The following is a 16,392-nucleotide window of genomic DNA, read 5'->3' as shown; positions in this document are numbered from 1 at the left end:
AACGACCTCCCGAGCTGACCGCCGCCGATACCTTGATCGCCACGGGTGCTGCGGGGTCCGACGTGGCGATCGAGACCGCCAACATCGCGCTGATGGCTAACGATCTGGACATGCTGGCCGAGGCCACGGCGATCTCGCGCGCGACGTTGCGCAACATGCGCCAGAACCTTGTCATTGCGCTCTTGACGGTGGCCGGGCTGCTGGCGGGCGTGTTCAACGGCGATGTGCATATGGCCGAGGGCATGCTGATCCATCAGCTTTCGGTACTGGTGGTGATCGCCAACGCCATGCGCCTGCTGCGCGTCCCGCGCGGGCCCGGCGGGCGCCGACCTGTGCCGGCAGCGGTGCCCGCGACCGCCTAGGCGCGTGTGCCTCATCAACAATTCCGCTCCCGTGCCCATGGCGCGGGGGCGTTTTCATGGGGGATGACATGACCGATAGCAATGATGCCAGACAGATCGGCGAGGTTCTGGATTTCTGGTTCCCCGAGGGCCGGGCGCTGGATATCGACACCGCCCGCCATGCCGAGCTATGGCGCTGGCGGATGCATGGCGGCGCGGACGGTACGATTGCGGCGCGCTTTGGCCCGCTGACCGAACGCGGCGCGGCGGGAGCGCTGGATCATTGGGCAGGGACGCCCGAGAGCCGGCTGGCGCTGATCGTGGTGCTGGACCAGTTCCCGCGCTCGCTGTGGCGGGGCAGCCCGCGGGCTTGGGCGCAAGACCCGGCGGCATTGGCGCAGGCGCTAGAAGGGTTGGAAAACGGAGACTGGGCGGCACTTGGCCTGCCGTGGTTCCAGATCGCCTTCACCCAGCCCCTGGGCCATGCAGAGGGGTCGGACCATCTGGCCCGCATCGACCGGCTGATCGCCCTGCGCCGCGACATCGCCGCCCGCGCGCCGGCGCCGTTGCGGCCGCTCTATGCCTCGCTCGTCGATCAAGCGGGGCAGGTGCGCCGCATCATCGCCAGCTTTGGCCGCCACCCGCACCGCAACGCCATCCTTGGCCGCAGATCGACGCCCGAGGAGGAAGCCTATCTGGAAAAGGGCGCGTTTCCGCATCTGCGCGTCTTTCGGGGGTGAGCGCATCCCCACGGTTCAGGTGGGCTGCGCGACACCCGTCAGCGCCTGTCCGGCAACAGACGCCTTCGGCCGGCGGATCGGGTCCGACAGCAACCGCAGCCCGTTCAGCACCACCAGCACGGTGCCGCCTTCATGGCCAATCACCACCAGCGGCAACGGCAGATCGAAGAACAGCCCGCCGATGACCAGAACCACCATGGCGCCGATGGCGAAGGTCAGGTTCTGCCGGATCACCCTTGACGTTCGGCGCGACAGGCGGTGCGCGTCCGCAAGCCGCTCCATATCCTCGGACAGCAGCGCCACATCGGCGGCCTGAAGCGCCACCTCGGACCCGGCCGCGCCCATGGCGATGCCAACATCGGCGCGGGCCAGCGCCGCGGCGTCGTTCACGCCGTCGCCGACAAAGGCGACGCGGCCGGTTGCGGCCAGTTCGCCAACCGCGCGAACCTTGTCCTGTGGCAGCATTTCGGCGTGAGTCTCCTCGGGCCCCAGCCCAAGCCGGGCGCCGATGCGCAGCGCCACCGACCTGCGATCCCCGGTCATCATGACGATGCGGCGGACACCACTGTCGCGCAGGGCCGCGATCGCCCCGGCGGAACTGGCCCGTGCCTCATCCGCCACGCTGACGGCGCCCAGCACGGTGGCGCCGCGACCCAGATAGACGACCGTATTGGCGCCATCCGCCAGCGCCTGCAACGCGGGGTGATCCGTTGCGGCCTTCATGTCCTCGGCAAGATAGGCATTGCCCGCCCAAACCGGGCCAAGCGCATCGGACCCTTCGATGCCGATGCCTGGCCGGGCGTTCACATCGGCCACCTGCGCCGGATCAAGCCCGCGGCTGGCGACCTCACGGCGGATCGCGGCGGCGATATGGTGCTCGGAATGCGCCTCCAGCCCCGCCAGCAGCGACAGGAACCCGGCCTCGTCGCCATCCAGAGCGACGATTTCCGTCATCTCGGCGCGGCCGGTGGTCAGGGTGCCGGTCTTGTCGAAGGCGAAGATATCGACCTCGGCCAGCGTCTCCAGCGCGCCGCCGCCCTTGAACAGAACACCGCCCCGCGCCGCCGCCGAAAGGGCCGACAGGATCGCGGCGGGGACGGAAATGACGATGGCGCAGGGGCTGGCGGCGACCAGCAGCGTGGCGGCGCGGTAAAGCGCCAGTTCCCAGTCGCCGCCCAGCCACCAGAACGTGGCAAAGGCGATCACCGCACCCGCCAGCACCGCGACCGTGTAGCGTTGTCCGAACCATTCGCTGAACCGTTCGGAGGGCGCGCGGGCGGCCTGTGCCTCGGTTACCAGCCGGATCATGCGGGCGATGGTGCTGTCGCTGACGCTGCGCGTGACCTCAACCTCCAGCACGCCGTCCAGATTGATCGTGGCCTCGAACACCTGCGCACCGGCCTCTTTCGACACCGGCATGGATTCGCCGGTGATATTGGCCTCGTCGATGCCGCCGCGCCCGGTGACGACCACGCCATCACTGGGCACCCGGGCGCCGGGGCGCAGCACCACTACATCGCCGACGGTCAGCACCTCGGCGGGAACTTCCTCGACAGCGCCGTTGGCGGTCTTGCGCAAGGCGGTCTCGGGGCGCAGCGCCATCAGGGCCTCGATGGCGCGGCGGGCGCGGCCAAGCGCGCGTTCCTCCAGCGTGGTCGAGATGCTGAACAGCGTCAGCAGTACCGCACCCTCGAACGGGGCGCCGACGATTGCGGCGGCGATTGCCGCGACGATCATCAACAGGTCGATGTCAAGCACGCGCGCGCGCCACAGTTCCGACAGCGCGCGCCAGCCGGTGGGCAGGCCGCCAGCCAGATAGACCAGCACCAGTCCCGGCAGCTCCAGAGCGTCGAAAGCTCCGCTTGGCAGCCACCTGCCGGCCGCCGCCATTGCCATGCCGAGCACGGTGACGAGCGAAAGGGTCAGTGACAGGTCAACAGGTGGAAAACGCTTCATGTCAGGCTCCTGGCTGGCGAGGTCGCGGCTGGCAGCCGCCATCGCTGGCTGGGTGAGTATCAATCGGATGGCTTATGGCACCGAAATGCAAAGGCCGCGACGGCTATCCAGATGGCGCTGCGCAGGATCATCGCGCCCATGGTGCGTGCTTCCCATGCGCCGCCGGCACCGACATGCCACAGGAAGGCAGCGAAGACGGCCACCGTGGCCGTGGCAATGGCAATCGCCAGCATCGGCGCCCAGCCCGCGCCGCGCCACAGGCCGATCCCGGCCAGGACATAGGCAAAGCCCGCGAAGAAGTTGAACCACAGCACGAATGGCACCACTGCGCCCATATCGACGCCGCCGAACAGCGCCCTGCCGCCCGAAACGATGGTCAGCAGGCCGAAGATTACCGCGACGGCGGCGGCAACGGTCTGGCTGCGCGGTCGTCTCGTCATGTCTGCCTCCGAAGTTCGGGGTTTGGGGAGCGTCCGGGCGGGTGTGGCCCGGCCTGCCATGGGTTGCGGGTTGCGGCGCGCGGAACGGACCCCGCCTCAGGCCCGGCCAAGCATGCGCCGCAGCACATCGGTCTTGAGCCAGAAATGATGGTAAAGTGCGGCGAGGACATGCAGGAGGACCAGCGGAACCAGCGCCAGCCGCGCGATGGAGTGGGCTTCGCCGATCGCCTCGACGCCGGAAATCCACGCCGCCATTCCCGAAAGCGCCATCAGGATCAGCAGGAGGTTGAGAGCCGCATGCATGCCCGTGGCCAGAACTTTCAGGGCCGGGTGCTCGCCTTCCGGCAGGCCGGGGACGCCGCGCCGACGGCGCAGCACCAGCCGCCACAGGACCAGCACGAGGATCAGCGCGCCGGCAATGGCATGGGGATTGATTGTCGGCTGGTTCGGGAGCGTGCCCTCCATCCGCCCGTCCCATACCTTGACGATGCCGTCATGCATGAGGATCTGGAAAAAAACGAGGGCCGCAATCGTCCAGTGCAGGGCGATCTGGGTTCTGGAATAGGATGTCGGCTGCATCTTGGTTATACCTTTTCAAGGGCGAGGATCGGCGTGCGGGGTCTTGTGGTCATGTCTGCCTCCTGAATCCTGCCCGTCATGTGCTGACCAGATGGCCGTCGCGCAGGTGGATCAGGCGGTCGAAACGGTCGAAGATCTTTTCGTCATGGGTGACGGTCACGATGCAGGCTTCCTGCTCGACCGCGAGCTTGCGCATGAGGTCCATCACCAGCCCGGCGCGGGCGCCGTCGAGGGCTGCGGTGGGTTCGTCGGCAAGGATAATGCGGGGGCGGTTGGCCAGCGCGCGGGCAATCGCCACACGCTGCGCTTCGCCGCCCGACAGCAGCGCCGGCTTGACCATCGCGCGGTGGCCGACTTCGAGATAGTCCAGGAGTTCGCGCGCCCGCGTCCGGCCTTCCTCGGCGGCCAGGCCGGCAAGATCGAGCACGACCGCGACATTCTCCTGCGCCGTCAGGAAGGGCAGCAGGTTGTGACTCTGGAAGATGAAGCCGATCTTGTCGAGACGCAGCCGCCTCAGGTCGCGCCGCAGCCATTTGCCGTCGAAGACCGGCTCGCCGTCCAGCACCACTCGTCCCGCCGATGGGGCGAGGATGCAGCCAATGATGTTGAGCAGCGTCGTCTTGCCCGAACCGGACGGACCGAGCAGTGCGATCACCTCGCCGGCCCGCACGGTCAGATCGACCGCGCGCAGGGCATCGACGCGGGTTTCGCCCTCGCCGAAATGCTTGGCTACGTTCGAGACCTCGATGAGGATGTCGCCGAGCGCCATGTCGGTCAGCTCCCGAGCGCTGTGGCCGGGTCGACCTTCATCGCCGCCCGCACGCCGAGCGCCGAGGATAGAAGACAGACGGCGGCGATGATGCCGGCAAGGACCATGACGTTGAACGGCTCCAGCACCACGCGACGGGGAAAATAGTCCTTCACCGTAAGGATCAGCATCAGGCCGATCCCCCAGCCTGAGGCGCCGAGGATCAGCGCCTGCTGCACGATCAGCGCGATGATGGTGCGGTCGGGCGCGCCGATCAGCTTCAGCGTGGCGATCTGCTTCAGCTTCTCCATGGTCATCGTGTAGATGATGAGGGCGATCACCACGGCGCTGACGGAGAGAAGGATGCCGAGGAACAGCCCGATCTGGCGGCGCGCCTTGTCGACCACCGAGGCGAGCAGCAGTTCCTCCTGTTCGGCCTGGGTCATGGCGGCGAGGTGCTTCCATTGGCGCACGGTCGCGGTCAGCAGATCGACATCGGCGCCCGGCGACATGCGGGCAATTATGGCGGCGACCGATGCGGACTTGACAGAGACAGCCCCGCGCGCGGCCTGCACCCGCTGGGCGGCGGGGTCGAGTTCAGTCTGAAGCGCCATCGCGTCGGCCAGCGTCACATAGACCGCCGGATCCCCGCCCGAGTTCATAGCCCCTTCGACCAGCCCGACCACGGTAAAGCGGTCGCGCCCGAGCCGGATCGTCTCGCCGGGCAGCAGGCCGGTCTTGCGGTCGGCCACCAGTTCGAAATGGCCCGCGCCGATGCCGCGCCCCTCGGCGATCGCCTGCGGCCCGCCCGGGCGGCCCGGATCGTAGCCGACGACATAGAGTCGCAGTGTGCGCCCGGCATGAGGCGCTTCGACGTTCTGGTAGTTGACCGCACCGGCCTCGGCCACGCCGGGCATTCGCGCCACCGCGTCGCGCGTGTCGACGGGGATGCTGGAGGCTTCCGCGAACGGTCCCTTGGTGCCGGCCTCCACCACCCAGACATCTGCGGCCGGTGCCTTTACCACCGCCAGCGCGTCCGAGACGAGGCCGTTGTAGATGCCGATCATCGCCAGCACGACCGTCATCAGCAGCCCCAGCCCGAAACAGGTGAGGACGAAGCGGAACAGCCCGTGGCGGATGTCCTTGAGCGCAAGGTTCATGTCGCCCCGCCGATGCGCGCGCGGCGGCCCTCGGCCGCGCCCGCCGGCGGGCGGGCGACGATGGCGGCGCCGTCCGGCAGGCCGCCCGTGACCTCGACCCGGCCGCGGTCGTCGCGGGCGCCGAACGTCAGTTCCACCCGCGCGAGGCGTCCGTCCCGCACGGTCCAGACCGTGCCGCGATGCCCGTCGAAGCCGGTGATCGCCACCTCCGGCACCATCAGCGCACTGGCGCGGGTGCCGGTGGTGATGCGCACCTCGGCCTGTTCGCCGAGGAACATCTCGGCCGGACAGTCGGCGCAGGTCACCCAGACGCGGCGTTCCTCGTTCACCCGGTCGCTTTCGAGGCCGATGCGGGCGATGGCGCCGTGGAATTCGGCCGAGGGCTGCGACCGCAGCCGGATCGTGGCCGGCTGGCCCGCGACGAGCTGCCCGGCCCGTTCCTCGTCGACATAGGCCTGGATCCAGATGGTGGCCGGGTCGATCAGGGTGAAGATCGCATCGCCCGCCTTCACCACCGTGCCCGGCTCGGCATGGCGGGCGACGACCAGCGCGTCATAGGGGGCAAGCAGGCGGTGGTGGGCGAGAAGGGCTTCCTCCTGCCGCAGGGCCGCCGCCGCGTCGAGGCCCTGCGCCCGGATCACTGCCACATCAGCCTCGGCCACGGCCAGATCGGCGCGGGCCACATCCTCGTCGCGTTGCGCTTCCTCGGCGCGTTGGACCGACGCAATATCACGCTGTACCAACCCTTGCTGGCGGCGGTTCGCCGCTTCGCGCTCGGCCAGAACGGCATGGGCGCGCACCACCGCTGCGGTGGCCTTGGCAAGATTGGCCTCATTGGCCGTCACCGCTGCGCCCGCGCGGGCAACGCGCGCTTCCTGCTCGGCAGAGTGAAGGACGGCCAGTTCCTGCCCCTTGGCCACGCTGTCCCCGGCATCGGCGGCCAGCGAGGCCAAGGCAGCGCCCACCTCGAAGCCGACACGGCTGAGTATCCGCGCCTCGACGGTGCCGAGCCCGTAGATGCGAAGGTCGACATCATGTTCGGGCTGAACGACCACCACCGTCAGCGGACGTTCGGTGAAGATCAGAAAGCCGGCAGCGACAGCCGCCGCCAGAAGAAGACCCGACAGCCAGATGCGCCGCATCGTCTATTCTCCTTCCGCAGCCAAAAGCCGGCACTGTGCGTCGAACAGGCGCAGCCCCTCGGCTCGCAAGTCGAAATCGCGGGCGCCGAGCGCCCAGCGGATCGCCACGCCCTGCACGAGCGACGTCAGCAGCGCCGCCGCATCGTTTGCGGCGATGTCGCCGCGCAACGCGCCGGTTTTCTGGCCGGCTCTGACCTCCATCGCCAGAAGGCCGTGGAAGGTCGTGAGCCTGCCGTGAAAGGTGGCGCGCAGCTCCGCATTGGTGACATTCAACTCACGCGAAAACAGCAGCATCGGCAGCGCGGGGGTCGCGTCGATCTGCGCGAATTGTGCGGAAATCAGTGCACGCAACCTGACGACCGGCGTGTCTCCGAGGCGCAATGCATCCTCCCACGCCGTTGCCAGCCCCTCGGCCACATGCTCGGCAACGGCCTGCCAGAGTGCCGCCTTGGTCGGGAAGTGCCGGAACAGCGCGGCCTGCGTGACGCCGATCTGCGACGCGACCGCCCCCGTCGTCACCCGGTCCGGTCCGATCCGGTCGGCCAGGTCGAGCACGGTGGCCACGATCTCGGCCTTGCGAAGCTCCGCTGACTTTCGCACGGGGCACCCCGTTAGTTAGTGAGTAGTCACAAACATATTTAGGCAGCCCCATGCGATGCGTCAATCACTGGGCATCATTTTCTGCATGCATTGATTGCCGCGACACCGGGAACTAGGTGGGCAAGAGGGAGGCTGGCCTATCTCTGCCCCCAACGCGGCGAATACGGAAGACAACACGTAAGTTCGTCTAACGGACGCTAAGCCGCAGCTCTGAAAAGTGCAGAACCATCTGGTTCAAGTTGTTTTATTAGGAGGATTACGTTTGGTGCGGGGGAGCGCCGATAAAGATGGTTGCGCGCTCCCGCAACCATCTTTGCCGGCGTCCACTGCAAGTTTTGACCGACGGCTTCACACCCCATTTTCGACGTTCGAGTGACAGTTGCGACTTCCCGAAAGCCGACATTGCTTATCGTTGGTCCGAGCGCCAGCCTATTACTTCGACGTATACGTTCGAATCCCACCTGGTCCGCCAAACACCGCCGATTGCCGCACCAATTGATCTCTTATATCTTTATTTTCAGTGAGATAGACGTTTTTATTTGATTGGTCCACCTTGTATGGTTACCGCACACCCAGCCAGGATGGCGCTATCGGTATAGCCGATCGGATTCTTGCTACTTTCTGCCGCGAAGGCGGACGTAGTCGGGCCTGGCGGCTGGGTTGCGGCGGGGCATGGCGATGCCCGTGATAGTGACAGGCACGCGTCGCATGGCGACGGTCTGGCTACCGATCTTCACGACGCAGTCCATGTAGTGGGTGCCGCGGTAGGCCGAGCGTTCATTGGCCGTGAGGCCGAGCCCGGCAAAATGGCCAAGATCGTTCGTGTTCTCGGCCTCGCCGCCCTCATTGCGCACCATCCATGCGACGGAGCTGTTCGCTGGAAGCTGTCCCGGGTTCACGACCTCGAAATAGATGTCACAGTCCTTCGGTATCGGTCCGATCCGGTTCATGTCAGTGAACCGCCCGCCCTGCGGGTTGTTGCGAGAAACCGCCGTAACCCTGATCTCGGGCATCACCGACCTTACCGGCAGCCACCTTGCCATTTCGACCAGCGCCTGCTGCCCCTCCGGCATAGGAAACAGATGCTCGAACGCCTCCTGCCAGATGTCGGCCGCGGCGAAGTCGGTTTCCGCCTCGCAGGCGCGGCTGGCAACGTCCAGCAGGTCAGATAGCGCACGGGTGAAGACTTGCATCTGCTGCGAGGACATCCGGACCAGGTTTTCATCAGGATCAACGGGATTAGGTACTTGCCAATCGTCCTCAAGGCGCTCGGTGATATGTTCGACGAGATCGCGCATAGCTTCATCATCGGCCAGAAGTTGGCCCAAGTCCCGCGCCGCTTCCGCAATCAGGACGGTTAGAAGGATTGACGAAGGCCGGTCGGTTTCAGCGAATTTGAGGGCGACCCATGCCTTCAGATATCTGATCTGGCGTCGCACTTTGGCGCGCTCGATGTCATCGAACGAGTCGCGGAACCAGATATAGATGGCCTTCGGATCGCTGTCCTCCCAGCCATCACGGGTCGCAAGCGACCGCGCGTCCAAATCAGGTTCAAGATGATATGCAGGCACGTCGATATGGAAGTCGCCCTTGAACCGGATGCGCTCGCACCGGGGCTTGGACGGGGCGACCTCCAGAACGTCGTCCGGATTGTCCGCGGCATAGGCGACAAGACTGTCCCTGACGAAACCCTTCAGCGTTTGGGGATCGTGGTCTCCGTCGTCGCGCGAACCCTTCCACACATAATAGATGCCGAGGTCGATATCGAACTCTTCGCCAAGTCGGACAGGGCGCGTCTGCGTTCCGAACTTATATGAACCCTGAAGCCAGGTGCGGATCGAATAGCCGCTCCTTTCGCGCAGGTCGGTCGTTAGGTGATCGGCTAGGGCGTTCCAGCGTTCCTGCTGTTCCTCGAACTGCTCGCTAGATGGCGTAATCCGCCGATGCAGCGTCTGCTTCTCCTTGTCGTTCGAGCTGTAAAAAAGTGATGATGCGGAACCCATAAAATCATCCCTTCAATGTATCGAGATTGTAGAAAGCAGGTGCTGGGGCTTGCCCTGACATTATTTCCTTCAGGAGGGGTGCGTTAAGCGCGGTCTGGACAGTGGCTTGCGCCAGACCCTTGATGGTTTTCTGGGCATCAGGCGTTGCCACGTCGAGCGCCAGATGGCGCTCCTGTTCTTTCGACTGCACCGCGTCAAGCCGCAGGTAACGCTCGCCCAAACGGTGTCTCATCATAAAGTCGACGGAATGTTGCTGCGCAGCGATGATGACGCTGACAAGCCGCTGCTCGCGCATCCACCCGAAGGCGCCAAGCTCTCGGCCGTGCGCATGGGCAAAAGAAAACTGCGCGGTAGTCGTGCCGATACTCAGCAGCCGAACTTGGCCAGCCGGTCTCTTAAAGAAATGCTCGGCCTCATGTACGGCGAGCAAGTCGGGGGAGTTCGCGTAGAGCCCGCCGTCGGTGAACAGCGCGTCCCCGACTTCGGCGATAGGAAAGTAGGTGGGTGCCGCAGCGGTCGCCAAGGCGACATCGACGGCCTTCAGGTGCAGATCCCTGCGGAAATCCTCGTGATGCGGGGTCTTGAACATCTGCGGCCCGCCCTTAGTCAGGTTGACGGCCGGGACAATGACCGGATGTTTCAAATGACCAATGAGCGTATCGGCGCCCACGATACGGACGATGGTGTTCCTCAGGGCATCGGGTCGGTATTTCGGCTTCCACCAATAGCGGCACAGGTCAACAAGCGAGCCGGCAATACCTTGCGGCGCCGGACGGTCGGAAAAGATCGTCGTGCCGTCGTCCTCGAACGCTTTTTTGATGTTTTGGGCGGGTACTTCATTCGCCAGACCTAAGGCGATAATTCCGCCGACCGATGTGCCAGCGATCAGGTCAAAATGGCGGGCGATAGGGGCACCGTAGCTCTCTTCGAGTGCTGCGAGGACCGACGCCGTGTAAAGGCCGAGGTAGCCGCCGCCACTCAAGGAGAGGATCGTGAAGCGATCAGTTTGCGCGCTCATATCTGTTCTCCCCGTCCGGCGGCCGCTTCCTAATGCTTCTTGTCGCGCGGCGGGTTCGGGTCATGGCCAGGTGCAACCGTATCGGAATCCCGCCACTTTCCGTCACGCCCCTGAATCCGCACTTCGCCGCCTCCCGCCCTTTCCACGACCTGCTTGGCCGCCCGTTCGGCATCCGCCTGCCGCTCGTGGACGCTACTGGCCCGCTCCGCGCCAGCGCCTTTCACGGCCCAGCCCTTCGGATGCTTGACCACGTATCGATCGTTCTTCGACATCGCACTCTCCAATTGCGTTGACGGCGATTCCCTCATGGGATAAGAAAGTATACGGGCAGCGTTTCACTGTCAATATAGTTACTATACGGATCGGAGTGCGCATGTCGGCTGGTGGACCAGAGCTGCGGTGGGGGGTGGAGCAACGGCTTGAATTCATTGAGTTCCGTCTCTTCTGGGAGGGCGGCATCAACCGATCAGACATCACCGGATTTTTCGGCGTATCGGTGCCGCAGGCGTCGAAGGACCTGACCCAGTACCAGGAGCTTGCGCCTGACAACGTGCGGTATGACCGCAGCGAGAAGCGCTACTTCGCGACCGAGTCGTTCCGCCCGCGCTTCCTGAAACCGGACGCGGATCGCTACCTTGCGCAGCTTCTGTTCGCGGCCGATCCCGCTCTCCATGGTGAGCGGACATGGCTGACCATTCCCCCGAGCGTGGATACCATGCCCGTGCCGCATCGCCGGGTGGACATCGCTGTCCTCCGCATGATCCTGACTGCGCTCCGGGGCCAAGCCTCGGTTGAGGTTCTCTACCAATCGATGAACGAGCAGCGGCCGGAGCCTGTTTGGCGGCGTATCAGCCCTCATGCCTTCGGCAGCGATGGCTTTCGCTGGCATGTCCGCGCCTTCTGTCACATCGACAACAGGTTCAAGGATTTCTTGCTCTCGCGATGCCTTGAGGCCCGATCGCTCGGGGAGTGCGGGGCGCGCGCCGAAGATGATAAGCAGTGGACAGATTTCTTCGACGTGAAGCTTTCGCCAAATCCGAAGATCGGCGAGAATCAACAAAAGATAATCGCGCAGGATTACGGCATGCGCGACGACAGTATCGCAATCCCCGTCAGGCGGGCGCTGCTTTACTATTTCCGAAAGCGGTTGCGTTTGGACGTGGCGGATGTTCTCGACGATCCGCATGAGACTCCCGTTGTCGTGACCAACCGTGCGGAATTTGATGCCGCCTTGGCTGAGGCGATGAAGTGAAACGGGGAGACGCCAGCTTGAAGAGCAAGAACAACATTGTGAGGTGGGGCAAATCATGCTGACCGGCGAAATCCGTAGCCAGATCGATAGCATTTGGAACGACTTCTGGGCAGGCGGGGTCGCCAATCCGCTCTCTGTCATCGAGCAGATGACCTATCTGCTATTCATCAAGCGTCTGGACGACCTGCACACCCTTGAAGAGCGCAAGAGCCAGACGCTCAAGATTCCGATGGAGCGCCGCATCTTCCCGGAGGGACGAGACGACAAGGGCCGGCCCTACGACGATCTTCGCTGGTCGCGATTCAAGAATTTCGAGCCACGCGAGATGATGGACGTGGTCGATGAGCACGTCTTCCCGTTCCTGCGCGCGCTCAACGGCAGTCAGTCCAGCTACGGCAAGCTGATGCGCGACGCCCGGCTTGGGTTCTCCAATCCGGCACTTCTGGCGAAAGTGGTTGAGAAGCTCGATCGCATCCCGATGGAGGATCGCGACACCAAGGGCGATGTCTACGAGTACATGCTCGCGAAGATCGCGAGCGCAGGCCAGAACGGCCAGTTCCGCACACCACGGCACATCATCAGGCTGATGGTCGAGATGACCGCACCGAAGCCGACCGACGTGATCTGTGACCCCGCCGCCGGCACCTGCGGCTTCCTTGTCGCCGCCGGTGAGTATCTTCGCGAGAAGCATCCCGAACTGATGCGCGACCCTGCATTGCGGAAGCATTTCCACGAGGGTCTGTTCCACGGCTTCGATTTCGACACGACGATGCTGCGCATCGGGGCGATGAACATGACGCTACACGGCGTTGAGAACCCGAATGTCAGCTATCGCGACAGCCTGGCCGAGGACCATGCCGAGGACGCGGGCGCCTATTCCTTGGTGCTGGCGAATCCTCCTTTCGCCGGATCGCTCGACTACGAGGCGACGGCCAAGGACCTCCAGAAAATTGTCAAAACGAGGAAGACGGAACTTCTATTCATCGCGCTCTTCCTGCGTCTCCTGAAAACGGGAGGAAGGGCGGCGGTGATTGTGCCTGACGGTGTCCTGTTTGGTTCGTCTGGTGCGCACAAGGACATCCGCCGCATGCTGGTCGAGGATCACAAGCTCGACGCGGTTATCAAGCTGCCCTCGGGCGTGTTCCGTCCTTACGCGGGCGTGTCCACCGCCATCATCCTCTTCACTAAGACGGGCGTCGGCGGCACCGAAAATGTCTGGTTCTATGACGTGGCTGCTGATGGTCTCAGCCTTGACGACAAGCGGGCCGAACTGCTGCCGCCCGAGAAGCAGGGGCCGACGCCCGCTCAGCCGCTGTCCGAGGCAGAGCACGACAAGAACAATCTGCCCGATATCTTGGCCCGGTGGCAGGATCTCGCAGCCGAGGCCGAGCGCCCCCACACTGCGCAGAGCTTCATGGTACCGGTGGAGGATATCCGGGCGACAGGGTCATGGGACCTGTCGCTGAACCGCTATAAGGAAGTGCAGCACGAAGAGGTCGTGCACCAATCCCCGAAGGAGATCATCGCAGAACTGCGTGCCATTGAGGCCGAGATCGCCAAAGGTCTGGATCGACTGGAGGGGATGTTGGCATGAAGCACGTCAGCATAGGGGAATTTGTTGAACGTGTTCAAACATGGAGCCCACAGAAGGAAGGAGGCAGTTCGTCCTTTCAATACATAGACATTGGCGCGGTCTCGCAGATCGAAAAGACGATCACAGAAGTTCCGACTGTTAGGGCCTCCGAGGCACCATCACGGGCTCGCCAAATAGTCAGAGCTGGAGACATCCTTGTGTCCACAGTCCGGCCAAACTTGAATGCCGTTGCTGTCGTCCCTGACGACCTTGATGGCGCGACCGCATCGACTGGCTTCACTGTTCTCAGGCCAAACGAACGCAAACTGTCTGGCAGCTTTCTTTTCCATTGGGTGCGATCGCCCGCGTTCATCGCCGAGATGACCAAGCTGGCCACCGGCCAGAGCTACCCCGCGGTCAGCGACAAAATCGTCAAGACGTCGAAAATCCTGTTCCTCCCCTTGGATCAACAGAAGCGGATCGCAGGGATTCTGGATCAGGCGGACGCGCTTCGCCGCTTTCGCACCAGCGCGCTAGACAAGCTGAACACCCTTGGTCAGGCAGTCTTCCATGAAACGTTTGGGGACCCGGCGAGCAATCCGAAAGGTTGGCCGATGGGCGTCATTGGCGATCTTCTAAAGGAAGCGAAATACGGTTCATCTGGTAAGGCAAACTCCGAAGGGCGCGGTTTGCCGATGTTGCGCATGGGCAATGTAACCTACGACGGACGCATCGACTTGTCCGACCTGAAACACGTTGAGCTGTCCGATAAGGAATTTGACAAGTACACGACACGCCCCGGCGACCTTCTTTTCAACCGAACCAACAGTAAGGAACTCGTCGGAAAGACTGCCGTGGTCACTCGGACGGAACCTATGGCAATTGCTGGTTATCTTGTCCGCGGGCGAGCGAATGCACGAGGAAACACCCACTATATTAGCGGCTATCTGAACTCGACCCACGGCAAAACAGTGCTCCGCAACATGTGCAAGAATATTGTGGGTATGGCCAACATCAATGCAACGGAGTTTCAATCCATTCCGATAGCGATTCCTCCCGTCGAACTTCAACGCTCTTACGCCGAAAAACTGGGGGCCCTCAGAGCTGAAGAGGCCCAATTTCAAGCATCCTTGGGAATTGCATCAACGCTATTCTCCTCCCTTCAACATCGAGCTTTTCGGGGCGAACTGTAGCTATGTCCAACGTGCCGATTCTCACAGATGCCCAGCTTGAGCAGGTTTCCCGCTTGCTGGGTGACTGTGCGACCGGTTCGGAGATCACCCGCGTCCTGAACAGCTTGGGGCTTGACGACGTTTCAGGAGAAAGCACTAAGTGGCGGCGCCTGTATGCCACGTTCCTCTACTATCAGCGGCAGGACCGGGCGGCCAGCAAGCTGATCGACTTCATCCGCACCTTCCTTGACCCATCCGGATTCGTGGGGCGCCCGGACGAGTTCGAGGCTTTGCGTCAGCAGCTGAACGCGGTCCTCGCGTTTGCCGGCTTGCAGTATGGCGAGGATGGAAAATTCCGGCGGGCAACGGCGGCGCAGACGATCGAGGAGGCCCGCCAGCGTGCCAAGACGCTGCAAGCCAAGTTCAGGGGGCGTCGCATCCATTCCGAGGTCGTCAAATACTGCAAGCCCGAGCTGCTACAGGATAACTATTTCCACGCCGTGTTCGAGGCTTCCAAGGGGCTCGCGCAAAGGATCAGGGAGTTGTCAGGTGCGGACGGCGACGGCGCGGCACTGGTCGATAAGGTGTTTTCCGTCGATCGGCCGCTGCTTGCAATCAACACGCTCCAGACGGAAACTGAACGGTCAGAACACAAGGGTTTTGCATCGCTCCTGAAGGGATGCTTTGCGGCAGTGCGAAACCCCTTGGCGCATGAGCCAAAGCTCCTTTGGAAAGGCGAAGATGACGCTGCTGATTACCTGTCGCTGATATCCCTTCTGCATCGGAAGCTGGACGACTGCGCAAGGACTGGCCTCGGGGGGACGCGATGAGGGGAGAGATTATCGGGGTCTGGTCGGAGACCTGGCGTGAAATCTGGTCGAAGCTGGCGAAACACCCGGACGCACCGGAGGACCTGTTTTGCGAACTTTACCGGGAACTCGTCGGGGCATTCGAAATCGTCCCCGATGTGACAACGCTTGCTGATATTGTTGATCAATCCGACCAGGCCCGTTCAGCGTTTCGCAAGACGAAGGCCACCGCCTTCCGGGGCGAGCTTGCGCTTCTGGAGTTCATGGAGCGCGCGCATGGCATCGCTGCCGACCTTGGTGGCGATCCACTTGCCAACCGCTACTTCCTACTGATCGATGCCTTTCTCGAAAAGTACAGCTTGCGCTACGACCTGCGCCGCCCGTTCAGTCTCAACCCGACGCTGAGCGGCGTGTTCGCTCGGTTGATCCGCGACCTGAAGGAAGCGACCTCCCGCGACGCGGATCTCCATCCGCTGATGGTCGAGTTTGAAGAGGCTGTCCGGGACCTCCGCGCTGATCGCTCTCCGGGGCGCATTAAAACCTGCATCCAGAAACAGGTGAACTTGTTGGAGGCCATTGGTCAGCGCTGCCCAGGTGTCAATGCCAATACGCTTGGCCAGATTTGTGACCAGGTTGGCACATGGCCTCACAACAAGGTCAAGGATGCGATGAAGGAGATGTATCGCTTTGCATCTGATTATCCTGGTATTCGGCATGGCGGAAATGCAAACAATCGTATTCGTGAAATAGAAATGCGTGATCTTGTAAGCGTTACCGTGTTGCTTGCTGGCTTCACACCGTATCTGACCGATCTGCTAAATTCGGACAACATCTATCGGGGTGCGTAGGGGGCACGGAA

17 protein-coding genes are annotated in these 16,392 nt (G+C 63.2%); 7 read left to right on the top strand and 10 right to left on the bottom strand.

Features of this window, described 5'->3' with window-relative positions:
* The first annotated feature begins 62 nt into the window (after positions 1–62).
* Positions 63–362: a hypothetical protein gene (locus XINFAN_RS21900; RefSeq protein WP_199286329.1), complete on the top strand. Its 300-nt coding sequence runs from the start codon at positions 63–65 to the stop codon at positions 360–362.
* Between the two features lie 68 nt (positions 363–430).
* Positions 431–1,081, top strand: a complete 651-nt coding sequence (locus tag XINFAN_RS00755) for a DUF924 family protein (protein ID WP_233352082.1) — start codon at positions 431–433, stop codon at positions 1,079–1,081.
* Positions 1,082–1,096: 15 nt separating this feature from the next.
* Here the strand turns inward: XINFAN_RS00755 and XINFAN_RS00750 are convergent, their stop codons facing one another.
* From XINFAN_RS00750 to XINFAN_RS00705, 10 genes are all read right to left on the bottom strand, one after another.
* A complete protein-coding gene (locus XINFAN_RS00750; RefSeq protein WP_062562806.1) occupies positions 1,097–3,037 on the bottom strand; it encodes a heavy metal translocating P-type ATPase in 1,941 nt (646 codons plus the stop codon).
* A gap of 59 nt (positions 3,038–3,096) precedes the next feature.
* Complete coding sequence (locus XINFAN_RS00745) at positions 3,097–3,477, bottom strand: hypothetical protein (protein ID WP_062562807.1); 381 nt, start codon at positions 3,475–3,477, stop codon at positions 3,097–3,099.
* A gap of 96 nt (positions 3,478–3,573) precedes the next feature.
* Positions 3,574–4,056: a cytochrome b/b6 domain-containing protein gene (locus tag XINFAN_RS00740; protein ID WP_062562808.1), complete on the bottom strand. Its 483-nt coding sequence runs from the start codon at positions 4,054–4,056 to the stop codon at positions 3,574–3,576.
* 76 nt (positions 4,057–4,132) lie between these two features.
* Positions 4,133–4,825, bottom strand: a complete 693-nt coding sequence (locus tag XINFAN_RS00735) for an ABC transporter ATP-binding protein (RefSeq protein ID WP_062562809.1) — start codon at positions 4,823–4,825, stop codon at positions 4,133–4,135.
* Between the two features lie 5 nt (positions 4,826–4,830).
* Entirely contained in the window at positions 4,831–5,964 is a 1,134-nt protein-coding gene (locus XINFAN_RS00730; protein ID WP_062562810.1) for an ABC transporter permease, read from the bottom strand.
* Entirely contained in the window at positions 5,961–7,106 is a 1,146-nt protein-coding gene (locus tag XINFAN_RS00725; RefSeq protein ID WP_062562811.1) for an efflux RND transporter periplasmic adaptor subunit, read from the bottom strand. The genes XINFAN_RS00730 and XINFAN_RS00725 overlap by 4 nt, the downstream gene beginning before the upstream one ends.
* A gap of 3 nt (positions 7,107–7,109) precedes the next feature.
* Positions 7,110–7,670: a TetR/AcrR family transcriptional regulator gene (locus tag XINFAN_RS00720; RefSeq protein WP_233352081.1), complete on the bottom strand. Its 561-nt coding sequence runs from the start codon at positions 7,668–7,670 to the stop codon at positions 7,110–7,112.
* A gap of 650 nt (positions 7,671–8,320) precedes the next feature.
* The gene (locus XINFAN_RS00715; RefSeq protein WP_100653037.1) at positions 8,321–9,709 is read right to left on the bottom strand and encodes a CBASS cGAMP synthase; all 1,389 of its coding nucleotides are present in this window, start codon (positions 9,707–9,709) and stop codon (positions 8,321–8,323) included.
* 4 nt (positions 9,710–9,713) lie between these two features.
* Complete coding sequence (locus XINFAN_RS00710) at positions 9,714–10,727, bottom strand: CBASS cGAMP-activated phospholipase (RefSeq protein WP_100653039.1); 1,014 nt, start codon at positions 10,725–10,727, stop codon at positions 9,714–9,716.
* A gap of 29 nt (positions 10,728–10,756) precedes the next feature.
* The gene (locus tag XINFAN_RS00705; RefSeq protein WP_100653041.1) at positions 10,757–10,999 is read right to left on the bottom strand and encodes a DUF2188 domain-containing protein; all 243 of its coding nucleotides are present in this window, start codon (positions 10,997–10,999) and stop codon (positions 10,757–10,759) included.
* A gap of 101 nt (positions 11,000–11,100) precedes the next feature.
* Here XINFAN_RS00705 and XINFAN_RS00700 point away from each other — a divergent pair, with 101 nt between their 5' ends.
* Genes XINFAN_RS00700 through XINFAN_RS00680 form a run of 5 tightly spaced genes read left to right on the top strand, consistent with a single transcriptional unit; the run spans position 11,101 to position 16,381 of the window.
* Positions 11,101–11,979: a BrxR family helix-turn-helix transcriptional regulator gene (locus XINFAN_RS00700; RefSeq protein ID WP_124084646.1), complete on the top strand. Its 879-nt coding sequence runs from the start codon at positions 11,101–11,103 to the stop codon at positions 11,977–11,979.
* Between the two features lie 55 nt (positions 11,980–12,034).
* Positions 12,035–13,573: a type I restriction-modification system subunit M gene (locus XINFAN_RS00695; RefSeq protein WP_124084645.1), complete on the top strand. Its 1,539-nt coding sequence runs from the start codon at positions 12,035–12,037 to the stop codon at positions 13,571–13,573.
* Positions 13,570–14,745 (top strand): restriction endonuclease subunit S, encoded by a 1,176-nt coding sequence (locus tag XINFAN_RS00690; protein WP_124084644.1) that lies wholly within the window; start codon positions 13,570–13,572, stop codon positions 14,743–14,745. Before XINFAN_RS00695 ends, XINFAN_RS00690 begins: the two co-directional genes overlap by 4 nt.
* Positions 14,746–14,747: 2 nt before the next feature.
* Positions 14,748–15,554, top strand: coding sequence for a TIGR02391 family protein (locus XINFAN_RS00685; RefSeq protein ID WP_124084643.1), 807 nt, complete (start codon positions 14,748–14,750; stop codon positions 15,552–15,554).
* Entirely contained in the window at positions 15,551–16,381 is an 831-nt protein-coding gene (locus XINFAN_RS00680; protein ID WP_100653051.1) for a hypothetical protein, read from the top strand. Before XINFAN_RS00685 ends, XINFAN_RS00680 begins: the two co-directional genes overlap by 4 nt.
* Positions 16,382–16,392 lie beyond the last annotated feature (11 nt).

Origin of the sequence: Pseudogemmobacter humi (genome assembly GCF_900609055.1) — a bacterium.
GTDB classification, from domain to species: Bacteria; Pseudomonadota; Alphaproteobacteria; order Rhodobacterales; family Rhodobacteraceae; genus Pseudogemmobacter; species Pseudogemmobacter humi.
This window is presented reverse-complemented; position numbering and strand designations above follow the sequence as displayed.

Bases quoted from the DNA above. Each gene is read 5' to 3' on its own strand.
- XINFAN_RS00755 (WP_233352082.1), top strand. From the start codon at position 431: ATGACCGATAGCAATGATGCCAGACAGATCGGCGAGGTTCTGGATTTC.
- XINFAN_RS00750 (WP_062562806.1), bottom strand. From the start codon at position 3,037: ATGAAGCGTTTTCCACCTGTTGACCTGTCACTGACCCTTTCGCTCGTC.
- XINFAN_RS00745 (WP_062562807.1), bottom strand. From the start codon at position 3,477: ATGACGAGACGACCGCGCAGCCAGACCGTTGCCGCCGCCGTCGCGGTA.
- XINFAN_RS00740 (WP_062562808.1), bottom strand. From the start codon at position 4,056: ATGCAGCCGACATCCTATTCCAGAACCCAGATCGCCCTGCACTGGACG.
- XINFAN_RS00735 (WP_062562809.1), bottom strand. From the start codon at position 4,825: ATGGCGCTCGGCGACATCCTCATCGAGGTCTCGAACGTAGCCAAGCAT.
- XINFAN_RS00730 (WP_062562810.1), bottom strand. From the start codon at position 5,964: ATGAACCTTGCGCTCAAGGACATCCGCCACGGGCTGTTCCGCTTCGTC.
- XINFAN_RS00725 (WP_062562811.1), bottom strand. From the start codon at position 7,106: ATGCGGCGCATCTGGCTGTCGGGTCTTCTTCTGGCGGCGGCTGTCGCT.
- XINFAN_RS00715 (WP_100653037.1), bottom strand. From the start codon at position 9,709: ATGGGTTCCGCATCATCACTTTTTTACAGCTCGAACGACAAGGAGAAG.
- XINFAN_RS00710 (WP_100653039.1), bottom strand. From the start codon at position 10,727: ATGAGCGCGCAAACTGATCGCTTCACGATCCTCTCCTTGAGTGGCGGC.
- XINFAN_RS00705 (WP_100653041.1), bottom strand. From the start codon at position 10,999: ATGTCGAAGAACGATCGATACGTGGTCAAGCATCCGAAGGGCTGGGCC.
- XINFAN_RS00700 (WP_124084646.1), top strand. From the start codon at position 11,101: ATGTCGGCTGGTGGACCAGAGCTGCGGTGGGGGGTGGAGCAACGGCTT.
- XINFAN_RS00695 (WP_124084645.1), top strand. From the start codon at position 12,035: ATGCTGACCGGCGAAATCCGTAGCCAGATCGATAGCATTTGGAACGAC.
- XINFAN_RS00690 (WP_124084644.1), top strand. From the start codon at position 13,570: ATGAAGCACGTCAGCATAGGGGAATTTGTTGAACGTGTTCAAACATGG.
- XINFAN_RS00685 (WP_124084643.1), top strand. From the start codon at position 14,748: ATGTCCAACGTGCCGATTCTCACAGATGCCCAGCTTGAGCAGGTTTCC.
- XINFAN_RS00680 (WP_100653051.1), top strand. From the start codon at position 15,551: ATGAGGGGAGAGATTATCGGGGTCTGGTCGGAGACCTGGCGTGAAATC.